18 protein-coding genes are annotated in these 15,665 nt (G+C 73.8%); 5 read left to right on the top strand and 13 right to left on the bottom strand.

The features are described 5' to 3' along the window. Nucleotides 1-29: 29 nt before the first annotated feature. Nucleotides 30-812, top strand: coding sequence for a VOC family protein (locus ACWEMJ_RS15945; RefSeq protein WP_452137636.1), 783 nt, complete (start codon nt 30-32; stop codon nt 810-812). 28 nt (nt 813-840) lie between these two features. Here the strand turns inward: ACWEMJ_RS15945 and hisF are convergent, their stop codons facing one another. Genes hisF through hisD form a run of 8 tightly spaced genes read right to left on the bottom strand, consistent with a single transcriptional unit; the run spans nt 841 to nt 6,643 of the window. Then, complete coding sequence (hisF, locus tag ACWEMJ_RS15950; protein ID WP_452137637.1) at nt 841-1,611, bottom strand: imidazole glycerol phosphate synthase subunit HisF; 771 nt, start codon at nt 1,609-1,611, stop codon at nt 841-843. Then, complete coding sequence (locus ACWEMJ_RS15955) at nt 1,608-2,042, bottom strand: Rid family hydrolase (RefSeq protein WP_452137638.1); 435 nt, start codon at nt 2,040-2,042, stop codon at nt 1,608-1,610. Before ACWEMJ_RS15955 ends, hisF begins: the two co-directional genes overlap by 4 nt. Next, on the bottom strand, nt 2,039-2,767 hold the full coding sequence (gene priA / locus ACWEMJ_RS15960) for a bifunctional 1-(5-phosphoribosyl)-5-((5-phosphoribosylamino)methylideneamino)imidazole-4-carboxamide isomerase/phosphoribosylanthranilate isomerase PriA (RefSeq protein WP_035861549.1): 729 nt from the start codon (nt 2,765-2,767) through the stop codon (nt 2,039-2,041). The genes ACWEMJ_RS15955 and priA overlap by 4 nt, the downstream gene beginning before the upstream one ends. 29 nt (nt 2,768-2,796) lie before the next feature. Continuing rightward, a complete protein-coding gene (gene hisH / locus ACWEMJ_RS15965; protein WP_452137639.1) occupies nt 2,797-3,432 on the bottom strand; it encodes an imidazole glycerol phosphate synthase subunit HisH in 636 nt (211 codons plus the stop codon). 12 nt (nt 3,433-3,444) lie between these two features. Continuing rightward, a complete protein-coding gene (locus ACWEMJ_RS15970; RefSeq protein ID WP_035861557.1) occupies nt 3,445-3,588 on the bottom strand; it encodes a hypothetical protein in 144 nt (47 codons plus the stop codon). Then, on the bottom strand, nt 3,588-4,181 hold the full coding sequence (hisB, locus tag ACWEMJ_RS15975; protein WP_073813681.1) for an imidazoleglycerol-phosphate dehydratase HisB: 594 nt from the start codon (nt 4,179-4,181) through the stop codon (nt 3,588-3,590). The genes ACWEMJ_RS15970 and hisB overlap by 1 nt, the downstream gene beginning before the upstream one ends. 6 nt (nt 4,182-4,187) lie before the next feature. Then, nucleotides 4,188-5,339, bottom strand: a complete 1,152-nt coding sequence (locus tag ACWEMJ_RS15980; RefSeq protein ID WP_452137640.1) for a histidinol-phosphate transaminase — start codon at nt 5,337-5,339, stop codon at nt 4,188-4,190. Beyond that, a complete protein-coding gene (gene hisD, locus ACWEMJ_RS15985; RefSeq protein WP_452137641.1) occupies nt 5,336-6,643 on the bottom strand; it encodes a histidinol dehydrogenase in 1,308 nt (435 codons plus the stop codon). The genes ACWEMJ_RS15980 and hisD overlap by 4 nt, the downstream gene beginning before the upstream one ends. 94 nt (nt 6,644-6,737) lie before the next feature. Between hisD and ACWEMJ_RS15990 the strand changes: the two genes are divergently transcribed. The 3 genes from ACWEMJ_RS15990 to ybaK all read left to right on the top strand — a co-directional run bounded on the left by ACWEMJ_RS15990 (nt 6,738) and on the right by ybaK (nt 9,719). Further along, a complete protein-coding gene (locus tag ACWEMJ_RS15990; RefSeq protein WP_452137642.1) occupies nt 6,738-8,381 on the top strand; it encodes an oxidoreductase in 1,644 nt (547 codons plus the stop codon). A 61-nt stretch (nt 8,382-8,442) separates the two neighbouring features. Beyond that, a complete protein-coding gene (locus ACWEMJ_RS15995; protein WP_452137643.1) occupies nt 8,443-9,171 on the top strand; it encodes an LON peptidase substrate-binding domain-containing protein in 729 nt (242 codons plus the stop codon). 14 nt (nt 9,172-9,185) lie between these two features. After that, the gene (ybaK, locus tag ACWEMJ_RS16000) at nt 9,186-9,719 is read left to right on the top strand and encodes a Cys-tRNA(Pro) deacylase (RefSeq protein WP_452137644.1); all 534 of its coding nucleotides are present in this window, start codon (nt 9,186-9,188) and stop codon (nt 9,717-9,719) included. Between the two features lie 134 nt (nt 9,720-9,853). Here the strand turns inward: ybaK and ACWEMJ_RS16005 are convergent, their stop codons facing one another. The 4 genes from ACWEMJ_RS16005 to ACWEMJ_RS16020 all read right to left on the bottom strand — a co-directional run bounded on the left by ACWEMJ_RS16005 (nt 9,854) and on the right by ACWEMJ_RS16020 (nt 13,518). Further along, on the bottom strand, nt 9,854-10,474 hold the full coding sequence (locus ACWEMJ_RS16005) for a hypothetical protein (RefSeq protein WP_452137645.1): 621 nt from the start codon (nt 10,472-10,474) through the stop codon (nt 9,854-9,856). A 73-nt stretch (nt 10,475-10,547) separates the two neighbouring features. After that, nucleotides 10,548-11,348 carry an ABC transporter permease gene (locus ACWEMJ_RS16010; RefSeq protein WP_452137646.1) on the bottom strand — a complete coding sequence of 267 codons (801 nt, stop codon included), beginning with the start codon at nt 11,346-11,348 and terminating at the stop codon, nt 10,548-10,550. Further along, nucleotides 11,345-12,310, bottom strand: a complete 966-nt coding sequence (locus ACWEMJ_RS16015; RefSeq protein ID WP_452137647.1) for an ABC transporter ATP-binding protein — start codon at nt 12,308-12,310, stop codon at nt 11,345-11,347. The genes ACWEMJ_RS16010 and ACWEMJ_RS16015 overlap by 4 nt, the downstream gene beginning before the upstream one ends. 53 nt (nt 12,311-12,363) lie before the next feature. Continuing rightward, on the bottom strand, nt 12,364-13,518 hold the full coding sequence (locus ACWEMJ_RS16020; protein WP_452137648.1) for an NYN domain-containing protein: 1,155 nt from the start codon (nt 13,516-13,518) through the stop codon (nt 12,364-12,366). Between the two features lie 144 nt (nt 13,519-13,662). On the opposite strand from ACWEMJ_RS16020, the gene ACWEMJ_RS16025 reads away from it, so the two are divergent. Continuing rightward, entirely contained in the window at nt 13,663-14,439 is a 777-nt protein-coding gene (locus ACWEMJ_RS16025) for a hypothetical protein (RefSeq protein ID WP_452137649.1), read from the top strand. Between the two features lie 93 nt (nt 14,440-14,532). Here ACWEMJ_RS16025 and ACWEMJ_RS16030 read toward each other — a convergent pair whose 3' ends face one another. Then, the gene (locus ACWEMJ_RS16030) at nt 14,533-15,561 is read right to left on the bottom strand and encodes an aspartate-semialdehyde dehydrogenase (RefSeq protein WP_452137650.1); all 1,029 of its coding nucleotides are present in this window, start codon (nt 15,559-15,561) and stop codon (nt 14,533-14,535) included. Nucleotides 15,562-15,665 lie beyond the last annotated feature (104 nt).

Consider the following 15,665-nt stretch of genomic DNA (forward strand, 5'->3'; position numbering starts at 1 on the left):
CCGCCCACCCGCCCTCACCTGGAGCGCCCATGCCCGTCAGCACCGACTTCCGCACCGGTTCGCCGACCTGGATCGACCTCGGCAGCCCGGACCTCGCCGAGTCCGAGCTGTTCTACGGCGCGGTGTTCGGCTGGACCTTCGAGTCGGGCGGCCCCGACGCGGGCGGCTACGGCTTCTTCCGCAGCGAGGGCCGCACGGTCGCCGCCGCCGGGCCGCTGACCGAGGCGGAGGCGCTGCCCGCCTGGACGGTGTACTTCCGCACCGAGGACGCCGACGCCACGGCGCGGGCCGTCACCGACGCGGGCGGCACGGTGCGGGTGCCGCCGTCGGACGTGATGGCGGAGGGCCGCTTCGCGCAGTTCACCGACCCGACCGGCGGCGCCTTCGCGGTCTGGCAGCCCGGCCGGACTGTCGGCCTGGAGGCGGCCGGGCAACCGAACGCGCTGTGCTGGGCCGAGCTGCACACCTCCGACCTCCCGAAGGCGCTGCGCTTCTACCGGGCCGTGTTCGGCTGGCGGACCCGCACCAGCGAGGTGCCGGGCGTCGACTACACGGTGCTGTCCACCGCCGAGGGCGACGACCCGTTCAAGGCCTCCTTCGGGGGCGCGGCGGGCGTCCACCCGCGGGTGAACGTCGGCTGGCTGCCGCACTTCGCCGTCGCGGACGCGCTGTTGACCACCGATCAGGTGCGCAAGGCGGGCGGCGGCATCGTGATCCCGCCGGAGCAGGTGCCGACGGTGGGCCGGATCGCGGTGCTGGCGGACCCGTTCGGCGCGCAGTTCGCGCTGCTGGAGCCGGAGCCCCGCCGGTAGGACGCACCGGCGGGGGCGTGGCGGAGCGTCAGCGGACGGGGTGCCCGGCGGTCCGGAGTTCGTCCTTGACCTGGCCGATCGTCAGGTCGCCAAAGTGGAAGACGCTGGCGGCGAGCACCGCGTCGGCGCCGGCGTCGACGGCGGGCGCGAAGTCGGCGAGCCGGCCGGCGCCGCCGGAGGCGATGACGGGCAGCGAGACGGCCTTGCGGGCGGCCCGGATCATCTCCAGGTCGTAGCCGTCCTTGGTGCCGTCGGCGTCCATCGAGTTCAGCAGGATCTCGCCGGCGCCGAGTTCGGCGGCCCGCACGGCCCATTCGACGGCGTCCAGGCCGGTGCCCTGCCGCCCGCCGTGGGTGGTGACCTCGAAGCCGGAGGCGGTCTCGGTGCCCTCGGGGCAGCGCCGGGCGTCCACCGACAGCACCAGCACCTGGCGGCCGAAGCGCCGGGCGATCTCGCGGATCAGCTCGGGGCGGGCGATGGCGGCGGTGTTCACGCCGACCTTGTCCGCGCCGGCCCGCAGCAGCTTGTCGACGTCCTCGACGGTGCGGACGCCGCCGCCGACGGTGAGCGGGATGAACACCTGCTCGGCGGTGCGGCGGACCACGTCGTAGGTGGTCTCCCGGGAGCCGGACGAGGCGGTGATGTCGAGGAAGGTCAACTCGTCGGCGCCCTGGGCGTCGTAGAGCTTGGCGAGTTCGACCGGGTCGCCGGCGTCGCGCAGGTTCTGGAAGTTGACGCCCTTGACGACCCGCCCGGCGTCCACGTCGAGACAGGGGATCACGCGTACTGCGAGGGTCACTGCTGTGTGCCTTCCAAAGTGCGGGCCAGGCCGGGGCGGTGGGCCTCCAGCTCGACCTCGACCATCATCCGGGAGTCGCTCAGGCCCTGCACGACCACCATGGTGGTGACCGGCCGGACCTGGTCGAAGAGTTCCTTGTGCGCGCGGCCGACCTCGTCGCAGTCCCGCACGTGGGTGAGGTACATCCGGGTGCGGACCACGTCGGCGGCGGTCAGTCCGTAGCGGCCGAGCGCGCCGAGGGCCGCCCGGAAGGCGGCGATCGTCTGCTCGTACGGGTCGCCCTCGACCGCGGCTTCCCCGTCGTCGAACGCCGTGCAGCCCCCGACCAGGACGAAGTCCCCGGCCGGCACCGCCCGGGCGTGCCCGTACGCGTCCTCCCGGGAGGGCGCTTCGGACGGTCGGGCGGCGGCGGCCGGGGTCTCGTCGGTCATCGGGAAACCGCCTCCAGGGCCTCTTCGAGGGTGAACTTCTGCTCGTAGAGGGCCTTGCCGACGATCGAGCCCTCGACGCCCTCCGGGACCAGGGTGGCGATCGCGCGCAGGTCGTCGAGCGACGACACGCCGCCGGAGGCGACCACGGGGCGGTCGGTGGCGGCGCAGACGTCGCGCAGCAGCTGGAGGTTGGGGCCGGTCAGGGTGCCGTCGCGGTTGACGTCGGTGACCACGTAGCGGGCGCAGCCCTCGGAGTCGAGGCGGGCCAGCACGTCGAACAGCTGGCCGCCGTCGCGGGTCCAGCCGCGGCCGCGCAGGGTGGTGCCGACCACGTCCAGGCCGACGGCGATCTTGTCGCCGTGCTCGGCGATCACCTTGGCGACCCACTCGGGGCTCTCCAGCGCGGCGGTGCCGAGGTTGACCCGGGTGCAGCCGGTGGCGAGCGCGGCGGCCAGCGACTCGTCGTCGCGGATGCCGCCGGACAGCTCGACCTTGATGTCGAGGCGGCCGGTGACCTCGCGCAGCAGGTCGCGGTTGCTGCCGGTGCCGAACGCGGCGTCCAGGTCGACCAGGTGCAGCCACTCGGCGCCGGCGTTCTGCCAGGCCAGGGCGGCGGCGAGCGGCTCGCCGAAGGAGGTCTCGGTGCCGGAGGCGCCCTTGACCAGGCGGACGGCCTGCCCGTCGCGGACGTCGACGGCGGGCAGCAGTTCGAGGCGGTTGGTCATGATCCGTTGGTCTCCCAAGTCGGAGGGCGTCAGAGGGTGTCGACCCAGTTGGTCAGCAGGGCGGCGCCGGCGTCGCCGGACTTCTCGGGGTGGAACTGGGTGGCCCACAGCGGGCCGTTCTCCACCGCGGCGACGAACGGCTGCCCGTGGGTGGTCCAGGCCACCTTGGGGGCGCGGATCTTCTCCGAGTGGGTCTCCAGCACCCAGTGCCGCACGCCGTAGGAGTGCACGAAGTAGAACCGGGTGTCGGCGTCCATCCCGGCGAACATCCGGGTGCCCTCGGGGGCGTCCACGGTGTTCCAGCCCATGTGCGGGACGACCGGCGCGTCCAGCGGCTCGACCACGCCGGGCCACTCGTCGCAGCCGTCGGTCTCGACGCCGTGCTCGACGCCCTTCTCGAACAGGATCTGCATGCCGACGCAGATCCCCAGCACCGGGCGGCCGCCGGCCAGCCGGCGGCCGATGATCTGCTCGCCGCGCACCGCCTTCAGGCCGCGCATGCACGCCTCGAAGGCGCCGACGCCGGGCACCAGCAGGCCGTCGGCGTCCATCGCCTGCTGGAAGTTCGAGGTGACGGTGACGTTCGCGCCGGTCCGCTCCACCGCGCGCTGCGCGGAGCGCAGGTTGCCGGAGCCGTAGTCCAGCACCACCACGTTCTTGGTCATGTCGGGGAGCTCCTAGAAGCGCAGGATGCCCGCGGCCAGGCACATGGCCGAGGCGAAGGCGAGGACGAGGATCACGCTCTTCGGCTTGTCCTGCTTCCAGAACGACCAGACGCCGGTGGCGAAGAAGATGCCGAGGAAGATCAGTACCGTCGCCATCAGAGGGCGCCCTTCGTGGACGGGAGGATGCCCTCGGCGCGCGGGTCGCGCTCCGAGGCGTAGCGCAGGGCCCGGGCCAGCGCCTTGAACTGGCACTCCACGATGTGGTGCGCGTTGCGGCCGTACGGCACGTGCACGTGCAGGGCGATCTGGGCCTGCGCGACGAAGGACTCCAGGATGTGCCGGGTCATCGTGGTGTCGTACGAGCCGATCATCGGGGCGATGCCCTCGGGCTCGCTGTGCACCAGGTACGGGCGGCCCGACAGGTCGACGGTGACCTGCGCCAACGACTCGTCCAGCGGGACGGTGCAGTTGCCGAAGCGGTAGATGCCGACCTTGTCGCCGAGCGCCTGCTTGAAGGCGGCGCCGAGGGCGAGCGCGGTGTCCTCGATGGTGTGGTGGGTGTCGATGTGCAGGTCGCCGTCGGTCTTCACGGTGAGGTCGAAGAGGCCGTGGCGGCCGAGCTGGTCGAGCATGTGGTCGTAGAACCCGACGCCCGTGGAGACGTCCGTCCTGCCGGTGCCGTCGAGGTCGATCTCGACCAGGACGGAGGTCTCCTTGGTGGTGCGTTCGACGCGGCCGATACGGGACATGCGGGGTTACAGCTCCTGACTGGCAGCGCGCGCGGAGCGCGCACGATCAAGGGTGGGGGTGGGCGACGGGAGGGCGTTGGCGACGGCGCCGAGGAAGGCGTCGTTCTCGGCGGGGGTGCCGGCGGTGACGCGCAGCCACCCGGGCACGCCGTTGTCGCGGACCAGCACGCCCTGGTCGAGGATCGCCTGCCACACCGCGTGGGTGTCGGCGAAGCGGCCGAACTGGATGAAGTTGGCGTCCGAGTCGGTCACGTCCAGGCCCAGCTCGCGCAGGGCGGTCACCACCCGGTCGCGCTCGGACTTCAGCTGCTCGACGTAGCCGAGCAGCGTGTCGGTGTGCTCCAGGCAGGCCAGCGCGGTGGCCTGGGTGACGGCCGACAGGTGGTAGGGCAGCCGGACCAGCTGCACCGCGTCCACCACGGCCGGGTCGGCGGCCAGGTAGCCGAGCCGCAGCCCGGCCGCGCCGAACGCCTTGGACATGGTGCGCGAGACCACCAGGTTGGGGCGGCCCGCCAGCAGCGGCAGCAGCGAGGCGCGGTGCGAGAACTCGACGTACGCCTCGTCCACCACCACCAGGCTGGGCCGGGCGGCCTGCGCGGCCTCGTACAGCGCGAGGACGGTGTCGGCCTCGACGGCGGTGCCGGTCGGGTTGTTCGGCGAGCAGACGAACACCACGTGCGGGCGCAGCTCGGCGATCGCCGAGCGGGCGGCGTCCAGGTCGATGGTGAAGTCGGCGTTGCGCGGGCCGGAGACCCAGCCGGTGCCGGTGCCGCGGGCGATCAGCGCGTGCATCGAGTACGAGGGCTCGAAGCCGATCGCGGTGCGGCCGGGCCCGCCGAAGGTCTGCAGCAGCTGCTGGAGCACCTCGTTGGAGCCGTTGGCGGCCCACACCTGGTCCTTGGTCACGGCGTGGCCGGTGGTGTCGGTCAGGTAGCCGGCCAGCGCGGTGCGCAGCTCCACCGCGTCCCGGTCGGGGTAGCGGTTGAGCTGCCGGGCGGCGTCCGCGACCCGCTCGGCGATCCGGGCCACCAGCGGCTCGGGCAGCGGGTACGGGTTCTCGTTGGTGTTCAGCTGGACGGGGACGTCCAACTGCGGTGCGCCGTAAGGGGACTGGCCGCGCAGCTCGTCCCGGACGGGGAGGTCGTCGATCTTCGTCACGAGCCGGGAACCGTCCAGTCGAATCGGGCCTTCACGGCGTCTCCGTGACCGGGCAGGTCCTCGGCCTCGGAGAGGTTGACCACGTGCGCGGCGATGTCGGCCAGCGCCTGCCGGTCGTACTCGACGACCTGGACGCCGCGCAGGAAGGTCTGCACGGACAGGCCCGAGGAGTGGCAGGCGCAGCCGCCGGTGGGCAGCACGTGGTTGGAGCCGGCCGCGTAGTCGCCCAGCGAGACCGGGGTGTAGCGGCCGAGGAAGATCGCGCCGGCGTTGCGCACCCGCTCGGAGACGGCGTGCGGGTCGGCGGTCTGGATCTCCAGGTGCTCGGCGGCGTACGCGTTGACCACGGCCAGGCCTTGGTCGAGGCCGTCGACCAGGATGATGCCGGACTGCGGGCCGCCGAGCGCCTCGGCCACCCGCGCGGAGTGCCGGGTGCGGGCGACCTGGGTCTTCAGCTCGGCCTCCACCGCGTCGGCCAGCTCCACCGAGGCGGTGACCAGCACCGAACCGGAGGTCGGGCCGTGCTCGGCCTGGCTGATCAGGTCGGCGGCGACCTCGGCGGCGTCCGCCGTGTCGTCCGCGAGCACCATGATCTCGGTCGGGCCGGCCTCCGAGTCGATGCCGATCCGGCCGGCGAACAGCCGCTTGGCGGCCGCGACGTAGATGTTGCCGGGGCCGGTGACCAGGTTGACGGGCGCGCACTCCTCGGTGCCGAGCGCGAACATCGCCACCGCCTGGGCGCCGCCCACCGCGTACACCTCGTCCACGCCGAGCAGCGCGCAGGCCGCCAGGATGGTCGGGTGCACCCGGCCGCCGAACGCCTTCTGCGGCGGCGAGGTGACGGCGATGCCGCGCACCCCGGCCTCCTGCGCGGGCACCACGTTCATCACCACGGAGGACGGGTACACCGCCAGCCCGCCCGGCACGTACAGGCCGACCCGGTCCACCGGCACCCACCGCTGGGTGACGGTGCCGCCGGGCACCACCTGCGTGGTGTGCCCGGTGCGCCGCTGGTCGCCGTGGACGGCGCGGGCCCGGCGGATCGACTCCTCCAGCGCGGCGCGCACCTTCGGGTCGAGCTGCTCCAGGGCCTCGGCGATCTGCTCGGCCGGGACGCGGGTGGACGTCAGCCGCACCCCGTCGAAACGCTCGGTGATCTCTATCAACGCCGCCACGCCGCGATGGCGTACGTCCTCCGCGATCGGCCGCACCTTCTCAAGGGCGGCCTCCACGTCGAACTCGGCACGGGGCAGCACGTCGCGCGGGTCCTGGTCGGAGCCGCGGAGGTCGATTCGAGAGATCACAGAGCCAAGTGTAAGGAGTGACGAAAAACGACATCCGGGCATTTCAGTCCGTGATACGAAGGGTGAGACGTCGACAAGATCATCGGGGGACGCGGTGGAGCAGGCACCGGACGACTGGACCGACATCGAACGCGGCCTGTGGGAGGCGTTCCGCCACGGCGAGGTGTACGACCTGCGCACCGGCCCCGCCGACCTGGTGCTGCCCGCCCCCGCCGGCGAGAGCGTCCGCCCGGACGGCGAGGGCTTCGGCCCGGACGACCCGTTCACCGCCGAGGAGTGGGGCCCCGGGCGCACCGTCCGCGCCGAGGTGATCGCCCGGCTGCTGCTGCACGGACCCGAGCCCGTCCCCGGCCGGGTCACCTCGCTCAAACTCACCGGCGCCCGGATCACCGGCGAGCTCCGGCTGGCCGGCGGCACGATCACCGCCTACGTCGAGTTCCAGCAGTGCCGCTTCGACCGCAAACTGCTGATCTCCGAGGCCGCCGCCGGCACCCTGCGGCTGGTCTCCTGCCTGCTCCCCCGGCTGGAGGCCTCCCGGCTCGCCACCGAGGGCGACGTGCACCTCGCCCGCTGCGGCATACCCGGCGGCATCCGCCTCACCGACGCCCGGATCGGCACCGACCTGCTGCTCAACCAGGCCGCCGTCGGCCCCGACAGCTTCGGGCGCGCGGTGTCCGCCGACGGCCTCGCGGTCAACCAGGACTGCGAGGCCGAACGCCTCGCCCTGCTCGGCGAACTCAGCCTCCGCTCGGCCCGGATCGGCGGCCGCCTCTCGCTGCGCGGCGCCGCCCTGCGGGCCGCCCCCGACAACCCGAACGCGTTCAACGCCCCGCGGATCACCATCGGCCACACCCTGTACCTGTCCGGCTCCGACGACAGCACCTGGACCGGCTCGCGCACCGTCTACGGCTCCGGCTACGGCGAGTCCGGCGACGCCCTCGACTACCGCGCCACCCGCAGCACCCCGTTCCGCGCCTGGGGGCGGGTCCGGCTCTCCGACGCCCGCTTCGACAACGCCTGCCTGATCACCGCCGCCGAGTTCCACCTCGGCCCCCGCCAGGAACTCTCCCTCAACCGGATCCAGACCCCCGAACTGCGCTTCACCTGCGAGACCCCGCCCACCGGCACCGTCAGCCTCAACCGCGCCCGGATCGGCAACCTGGTCGACTCCCCCGGCGCCTGGCCCACCGACCAGCACGTCTCGCTCACCGGCTTCAGCTACGAATCGCTGCGCCCCGCCGAACCGTTCCCGCTGGAGCGCCGCATCGCCTGGGTCGAGTCCGGCGCCGAGTTCCGCCCCGAGGCCTACGAGCAGCTGGCCGCCGCGCTGCGCCGCGACGGCGCCGACGAGGACGCCCGCACCGTCCTGCTCGCCAAACAGCGCCGCCGCCGCGCCACCCTGCCGCTGCCCGGCCGGCTCTGGGGCCACCTGCAGGACGCCGCCGTCGGCTACGGCTACCGCCCCGGCCGGGCCGCCGCCTGGCTGGTCCTCGCCTGGGCGCTCGGCACCGCCTACTTCCAGGGCCACCCGCCCGCACCCGTCAAGGCCGACGAGCACGTGGAGTGGAACCCCGCCCTGTACGCGGCCGGCAAGGTCCTCCCGCTGATCGACCTCGGCCAGGCCGGCTGGAACCCCGACCGCCCCGGCCAGTGGGTCGCCACCGCCCTGATCATCACCGGCTGGGTCCTCGCCACCACCGCCGTGGCCGGCGCCACCCGGCTCCTCCAGCGCGGCTGACGGACCGGCGCGGCGGTAAGTCCGGAGCGGCGGCGGCCCCACGGGAACTACGCTGTCCGCCGTGACTGATCGGCTCCCGCTCTTCCCGTTGAACACGGTCCTGTACCCAGGTCTGGTGCTGCCCCTGCACGTCTTCGAGGAGCGCTACCGCCGCCTGGTCGCCGACCTGCAGAAGCTGCCCGAGGACGAACCGCGCCGCTTCGGCGTGATCGCCCTGCGGGACGGCCTGGAAGTCGCGCCGGTCCGCGAGAGCGACGAGCCCGCAGGCCCGCTGGACGGCATCGGCGCACCCGGCGGCGACCCGCTGGACGCCCTCCACCCGGTGGGCTGCGTCGCCGACGTCGCCTCCGTCCGCGACCAGCCCGAGGGCCGCTACGAACTCCTCGTCACCGGCACCACCCGCTTCCGGCTGCGCGCGATCGACGCCACCGGCCCCTACCTGGTCGGCGAGGTCTCCGTCCTGCCCGAACAGCCCGGCGAAGGCTCCGGCGCGCTCGCCTCCGGCGTCGAACGGGCCTTCCGCACCTACCAGAAGCGCCTGGCCGGCGCCCGCGAGGCCACCCTCAACGGCGAACCCGACCTGCCCGACGACCCGCAGGTGCTGTCCTACCTGGTCGCCGCCGCGACCACCCTGCCGGTGGCCGTCAAGCAGGAGCTGCTCGCCTGCCCCGACACCGCGCAGCGCCTCACCCGCGAACTCGAACTGCTCCGCCACGAGAGCGCGGTCATCGCCAAGCTTCCGTCCCTGCCCGCCGCCGACCTCACCCGCAAGGCGTTCAGCCCGAACTGAGGACCTCCCCGCCCATGCCGAAGAAGAAGACCGCCGGCGGCACCCCCGCCACCGTCGCCCTCGACACCGCCGCCGTCCCGTTCACCGTCCATGAGTACGCGCACGACCCGGCCGCGAGCTCCTACGGCGCGGAGGCCGCCGAAGTCCTCGGCGTTCCGCCGGGGCGCGTCTTCAAGACCCTCCTCGCCGAGACCGACGGCGCCCTCGCCGTCGCCGTCGTCCCCGTCTCCGGCCAGCTCGACCTCAAGGCGCTCGCCGCGGCGCTCGGCACCAAACGCGCCGCCATGGCCGACCCCACCGCCGCCGAACGCTCCACCGGCTACGTCCTCGGCGGCATCTCCCCCCTCGGCCAACGCAAGAAGCTCCGCACCGTCATCGACACCACGGCCCTGAGCCACCCCACGATCTACGTCTCCGCCGGCAAACGCGGCATGGAAATCGAACTCGCCCCGTCGGACCTCGTGCGGCTCACGAACGCGGTCACCTGGGCGATCGGGCGAAACCAGGGGCGCGGGGAACTGCGCGAAGGGGAACGCACCACGTCCTGAGGATCGCGACGCAGGGCAATAACTTGCACTTGATCGCGACCTTACGGACGTGGTTGGCGCTTGTCGCGCAGTTCCCCGCGCCCCCGGTTTCGCACCCTCCCGCTCTCGTGCCCTCCCGGTTTCGCACCCGCCCCCTATTGCTGGGCCCAGTACGGCGGGCGGTCGGGCTCACGCTTGCCGAACGTCGCCGAGAGGGCGAGGAGGACGACCGTCGCCGTCATCGGCCAGACCAGGAGCGCGCCGTGGGCGGTGAGTTCCAGCGGGCCGTCGAAGGTGCCCCCGTTGCCGACCGCGAGGGCGTGCGCGCGCAGGTCGGTGGTGGGGCCGAGGCGGGTGCCGAGCTGCCAGCCGATGACGGAGCCGAGGAGGCCGCCGGTGGTGAGGCCGACGGCGACGGCGATGCCGCCGCCGCGGGCGCGGGTCCAGAGGAAGGCGGCGAGGGCGGTGGCGATGCCGAGGGCAAGGCCGAGGAGGGAGAAGACGCCGACGGCGGCGATCTGGGCCTCGCCTTCGGGGTCGCGGTAGAGGATCCGGTTGTCCTGCACCTCGAAGCCGATCCGCGGCGAGAGCCAGAGCCACAGCAGGCCGAGGACGATGCCGAGGACCGCTCCGGCGACCGTGATGATCGCGCCGATCCGCAGCTCGGGGCCGACCGGCGGCCGCTCGGCGGGGGCGGGCGACGGGTGCGGGTGGGGCGGGGCGAACGGGTCCGCCCCGGGCGGCGTGTCACCCGCAGGTGTGTTCGGTACGGTCACGCCCCCATCGTTTCATGGTCGCCCCCGCAGCTGTCGATCTCCGGGCGGTGCGGGTTCTCCGCGAACGGCGGGGTCAGTGCGCGGCGCGCCGGTACGCCCAGGTGGCCAGTGTCAGCGAGGCGAGGCCGACGGCGCCGCAGACGCCGAGGTCGAGCAGGACGCGGGCCCAGTCGGGGTGGGGGGCGAAGGTGAGGGCGAAGGCGTCGACGCCGTAGCTGGAGGGCAGCAGGTCGCGCAGCCACTGCACGGGGACGGGCAGTCGGGAGGCCGGCAGGACGCCCAGCAGCAGCGCGGCGGACATGCCCAACTGCCCGGCGAGGGTGGCGAGTTCCTGGCGCGGCGCGAGCAGTCCGAGGGCCGCGCCGAGGCCGGCCAGGGCCGCTCCGGCCAGCGGGATCACCGCGAGCAGGATCCACAGCCGGCCCATCGGCAGGCCGAACATCCAGCTGCCGGCGGCGGCGGTGACGAAGACCCCGGGCACGGTGAAGGAGGCGTACGCGGCGGCGGTGCCGAGCACCACGGAGGCGGGCGGGACGGGCAGCGTCGCGTAGTGGTCGAGGCCGCCGGTGTGGCGGAGCCGGCCGAAGTACTGGGCGAGCAGGTTGAGCGCGACGAAGGCGACCACCAGCACGGCGGAGCCGGCCACCACGGCGTGCGCGGAGGGGTTGTCGCCGGGGTCGACGACGCCGCGCATCATCACCAGGATGCCGATGGACTGGAAGGTGGCGACGAACAGCAGCGGGATCCGGGAGACCTTGGCGCGGGCCAGCTGGGCGCGGTAGACGGCGGCGAGCGCCGGCAGCAGCCGGGCGGCGGGGGCCAGCGGGGCGGCCGTCCCGGTCGCGGTCGCGGCGGGGGCGTCGAGCAGGGTCATCGGGCGAGTCCTCCGTGCCGGCCGCCGAGTCGGAGGTAGGCGTCCTCCAGGGTGGGGGTGGCGAGGGTGAAGTCGTCGAGGGCGGCGAAGGCGGGGCCGGTGGTGACGGCGGCGACCAGTTCGCGGGCTTCGTCGGGGGTGGTGCGCAGCGTCCAGCGGCGGCCGGTGCGTTCGGCGCGTTCGGCGAGGTCGGCGACGGCGGGGACGCCGGTGGGGGCCTCGTCCCGCCAGACCAGGTCGAGCCGGACGTGGCCGTCGACCAGGGCCTTGAGGCCGCCGGGGGTGTCGCAGGCGATGACCTTGCCGGCGTCGACGACGGCGACCCGGTCGAGGACGGTCTCGGCCTCGATGACGTTGTGGGTGACGAGCAGCACGGTGGTGCCGCGTTCGGCGCGGCGGCGGTCGACGGCGCTCCAGACGGCGCGGCGGGCGACCGGGTCCATGCCGGTGGTGGGTTCGTCCAGGACCAGCAGGGGGCGCTCGCCGACCAGGGTGGCGGCGAAGCAGGCGAGGCGGCGCTGGCCGCCGGAGAGTTTGGCGAGCGGCCGGTGGGCGAGCGGCTCCAGGCCGAGTTCGGTGATCACGTCGGCGGTCTCGGCACGGGCGGCGGCGCGGCCGAGGCCGCGCAGCCGGCCGGTGGTCTCGGCGGCGAGGGCGACGGTGAGCTCGTCGAGGGCGGTGGATTCCTGGCCGAGGTAGCCGAGCAGCCGGGCGGCCCGTTCGGGGTGGCGGACCAGGTCGTGGCCGAGCAGGTCGATGGTGCCGGCGTCGGGGCGGAGCAGGCCGGTGAGCTGGCGGACCAGGGTGGACTTGCCGGCGCCGTTGGGGCCGAGCAGCCCGAAGATCTCGCCGCGTTCGACGGCGAGGTCGATGCCGTCGTTGGCCCGGACCTCGGTGCCGCCCGCCCGGTAGGTCTTGACCAGGCCGCTGATGGTGCAGCAGCTCTGAGGTGCCTTGCTCACGACGGAAGACTCTACGCGCCGTTCGGGACGTTCCGGGCACGCGGGTCGGGTGCTCAGCTGTCCTCCAGGGCCTCCGCGGGGCGGCGGGCGTCGGGGACGCGGGCGGCGAGTTCCTTCCAGAAGCCTTCCCGGATGGCGTACCTGTCCTGCTCGTCGATCTGGTCCTCCTTGTGGGCGAGCAGGCCGAAGCGGGCGGCGTAGCGCAGCAGTTCGCCGTCGAGGCGGTGCGGGATGCGCGGATGGTCGGTCCACAGCAGGGCGGGGCGGTCGGCGGGGGCGAGGCGGTCGAGCCAGCGGCGGGCGAAGACCTGGCCGACCTCCTGGGGGTCGCCGCCGATGCTGGTGATGTCCTCCTCGCGGTCGGCCCAGCGCTGGGCGGCGGTGGTGAGGCGGTCCAGGGTGGGCAGGGCGTCGGCGGCGGTGGCGGTGTCGGTGCGCTCCAGCCAGCCCCGGTCGGAGGACCAGCGCAGCACGGGGCCGCCGGGGGCGGTGGGCGACGGGGTGGGGGCGGGGGTGCGTCCGGCCAGGTCCTTGGGGGTGGGGACGACCCGTAACGGGGCGGGCAGGGCGGCGGCCACCGCGGTCGCGGCGGCGGGGCGGGGCCGGGGCGGGGCGGGCAGCACGGCGACGGGCAGGGCGGCGGTGACGGGGGCGGCGGGTTCGCGCGGGCGGGCCCAGCGTTCGATCCAGGCGCGGTCGAGCACCCGGCGTTCGTCGGCCTCGCCGACGAGTTCCTCGGACTGGTTGAAGTCGCCGTCGGCGGCTTCCAGCGCCCACAGGTGGACGGCCACGCCGTGCTCCTTGGCGGAGGCGACGCCGGGCAGCAGGTCGCCGTCCCCGGTGACCAGCACCACGTCGGCGCAGGCGTGGTTGCGGGCGAGTTCGCTGAGTTCGGCGTGCATGGCGGCGTCGACGCCCTTCTGCACCCAGCGGCCCTCGGCGCGGGTGAGGGCGCCGAGCCGGACGGTGACCCGGGGCAGCACTCTGAGCCGGCGGTGTTCGGGCGCGGGTCTGCGGTCGACGGCGGCGTCGAACCAGTAGATCCGCAGCAGCGGCAGGCCGGTCTCCTCCTCGGCGCGTTCGCGCAGGGCGCCGATCAGCACCGGGTGGTCGACGGCGATCCGCGACCGGCCGGGTTCTCCGGCGAGCAGGCTGGCGGCGGCGCCCAGCAGGTAGCCGGCGTCGACCAGGACGACGCAGCGGTCCATCTCGGCACCTCTTCCTCGGCCCCGGAGGCGCGGCGGTGGGGACGCCGCGCGGTGCTCCGGCCACCGTTGCGCACACCTTTACCCGGCGTTCGCCCGGTGAACCGTGCCCGGGGTCCGGCCCACGACCCTGGATACTGGGACACCGTGCGGAAGAGTGCAGTGGCCTTGTGCGCGGTGGCGGCGATCGGCGCCGTCGCGCTCGTCCTGGTGCCCGCGACCGTTCCGGAGACCTCGCAGGGCGACACCGGGCTGGTGTCGGTGGTGGTCAACGGCGGCCGCACGGTCGAGCTGGGCCCGACCGAGACCAGGACCGTCCCGGTGGAGGTGACGGCCACCGACCGCTCGGGCATCCGCGCGGTCGACCCGATCGGCCTGTGGGGCCCGAACTACGCGACGCTCAAGGTCGGCCCGATGAGCTGCGTCCCGCTCGACGCCACCGGCACGGTGAGCCGCTGCACCGGCGAGGCGACGATCGCGGCGACCTCCCGGGTGCTGTTCGACGACCAGGCCGGGACGTGGTTCGTGGACCTGCGGATCCGCGCCAACGACGGCGACCGCTACGTCTCCAAGTCGGCCGGCGGCTTCTCGCTCAAGCGCACCGCCCTGATCGACGAGTCCGCCTGCCCGGCCACCGCCTCCCGCAGCCAGAAGATCGAGCTGCGCGGCCGCCTGCAGCGCGCCATGTGGGACCAGCACGGGTACATCCCGCAGCAGGGCACCACCGTCTACCTGCAGTTCCGTCCGACCGGCTCGGACACCTGGTACACCCTGACCGCCGTCAACTCCGACCGCGAGGGCCGGTTCTCGCTGGAGCTCCAGGCCAGCGCCTCGGGCACGTACCAGTGGTACGCCCCGGGCGACAAGTGGACCGGCGCGGCGACCTCCCCGGAACTGCCGATCACAGTCGGCGCCGGGCAGTGAGGCGCCGGACAGCGAGGCACCGGAAGTGAGACGCCGGGCAGCGAACAGGGGCGCCGGGGAGGATCCCCGGCGCCCCTGGCACGAACCGGCCGGTCAGCCGCGCAGTTCGGCGGCGACCAGTTCGGCGATCTGCACCGCGTTCAGCGCGGCGCCCTTGCGCAGGTTGTCGTTGGACAGGAAGAGCGACAGGCCGTGGTCGACGGTCTCGTCGGCGCGGATGCGGCCGACGTAGCTCGGGTCCTGGCCGGCGGCCTGGAGCGGGGTGGGGATGTCGGTGAGGACGACGCCGGGGGCGCCGGTGAGCAGCTCGGTGGCGCGCTCGGGGCTGAGCGGGCGGGCGAAGCGGGCGTTGACCTGGAGCGAGTGGCCGGTGAAGACCGGGACGCGCACGCAGGTGCCGGAGACCTTCAGCCCGGGGATGCCGAGGATCTTGCGGCTCTCGTGGCGGAGCTTCTGCTCCTCGTCGGTCTCGTTGCTGCCGTCGTCCACCAGCGCGCCCGCGAACGGCAGCACGTTGAACGCGATCGGGCGCTTGTAGACGCCGGGCTCGGGGAACTCGACGGCCGCGCCGTCGTGCACCAGCGCGGTGGCGTCCTCGACCACCTTGCGGGCCTGCTCGTGCAGCTCGGAGACGCCGGCCAGGCCGGAGCCGGAGACCGCCTGGTAGGTAGAGACCACCAGGGAGACCAGCTCGGACTCGGCGTGCAGCGGGCGCAGCACCGGCATCGCGGCCATGGTGGTGCAGTTCGGGTTGGCGATGATGCCCTTGGGGCGCTCGGCGATCGCCTCGGGGTTGACCTCGGCGACGACCAGCGGGACGTCCGGGTCGCGGCGCCAGGCGGAGGAGTTGTCGACGACGACGGCTCCGGCCTCGGCGACCTTCGGGGCGAGGGCCTTGGAGGTGGACCCGCCGGCGGAGAAGATCACGATGTCGAGGCCGCGGTAGTCGGCCGTGGCGGCGTCCTCGACGGTGACCTCGGTGTCCTTCCAGGGCAGGGTGCGCCCGGCCGAGCGGGCCGAGGCGAACAGCCGCAGCTCCTGAACAGGGAAGTTCCGCTCCGCCAGGATCTCGCGGACCACGCCGCCGACCTGCCCGGTGGCCCCTACGATGCCGACCTTCATCCGTCTCCTCCTCCTACGTGTTTCCCAGCCATCATGCCTTGTCAGAGGGGGTGCGCGCGGTGCCGTCCCAAGGCGTGAACTTCTGCCGTCCAGCGCGGCAATCC

Source organism: Kitasatospora sp. NPDC004531 (assembly GCF_053602195.1).

Coding starts and splice junctions, on each gene's coding strand:
- priA (WP_035861549.1), bottom strand. CDS start 2,767: ATGACCAACCGCCTCGAACTGCTGCCCGCCGTCGACGTCCGCGACGGG.
- ybaK (WP_452137644.1), top strand. CDS start 9,186: ATGCCGAAGAAGAAGACCGCCGGCGGCACCCCCGCCACCGTCGCCCTC.
- hisB (WP_073813681.1), bottom strand. CDS start 4,181: ATGTCCCGTATCGGCCGCGTCGAACGCACCACCAAGGAGACCTCCGTC.
- ACWEMJ_RS15955 (WP_452137638.1), bottom strand. CDS start 2,042: ATGACCGACGAGACCCCGGCCGCCGCCGCCCGACCGTCCGAAGCGCCC.
- ACWEMJ_RS15945 (WP_452137636.1), top strand. CDS start 30: ATGCCCGTCAGCACCGACTTCCGCACCGGTTCGCCGACCTGGATCGAC.
- ACWEMJ_RS16020 (WP_452137648.1), bottom strand. CDS start 13,518: ATGGACCGCTGCGTCGTCCTGGTCGACGCCGGCTACCTGCTGGGCGCC.
- ACWEMJ_RS16030 (WP_452137650.1), bottom strand. CDS start 15,561: ATGAAGGTCGGCATCGTAGGGGCCACCGGGCAGGTCGGCGGCGTGGTC.
- hisH (WP_452137639.1), bottom strand. CDS start 3,432: ATGACCAAGAACGTGGTGGTGCTGGACTACGGCTCCGGCAACCTGCGC.
- ACWEMJ_RS16010 (WP_452137646.1), bottom strand. CDS start 11,348: ATGACCCTGCTCGACGCCCCCGCCGCGACCGCGACCGGGACGGCCGCC.
- ACWEMJ_RS15970 (WP_035861557.1), bottom strand. CDS start 3,588: ATGGCGACGGTACTGATCTTCCTCGGCATCTTCTTCGCCACCGGCGTC.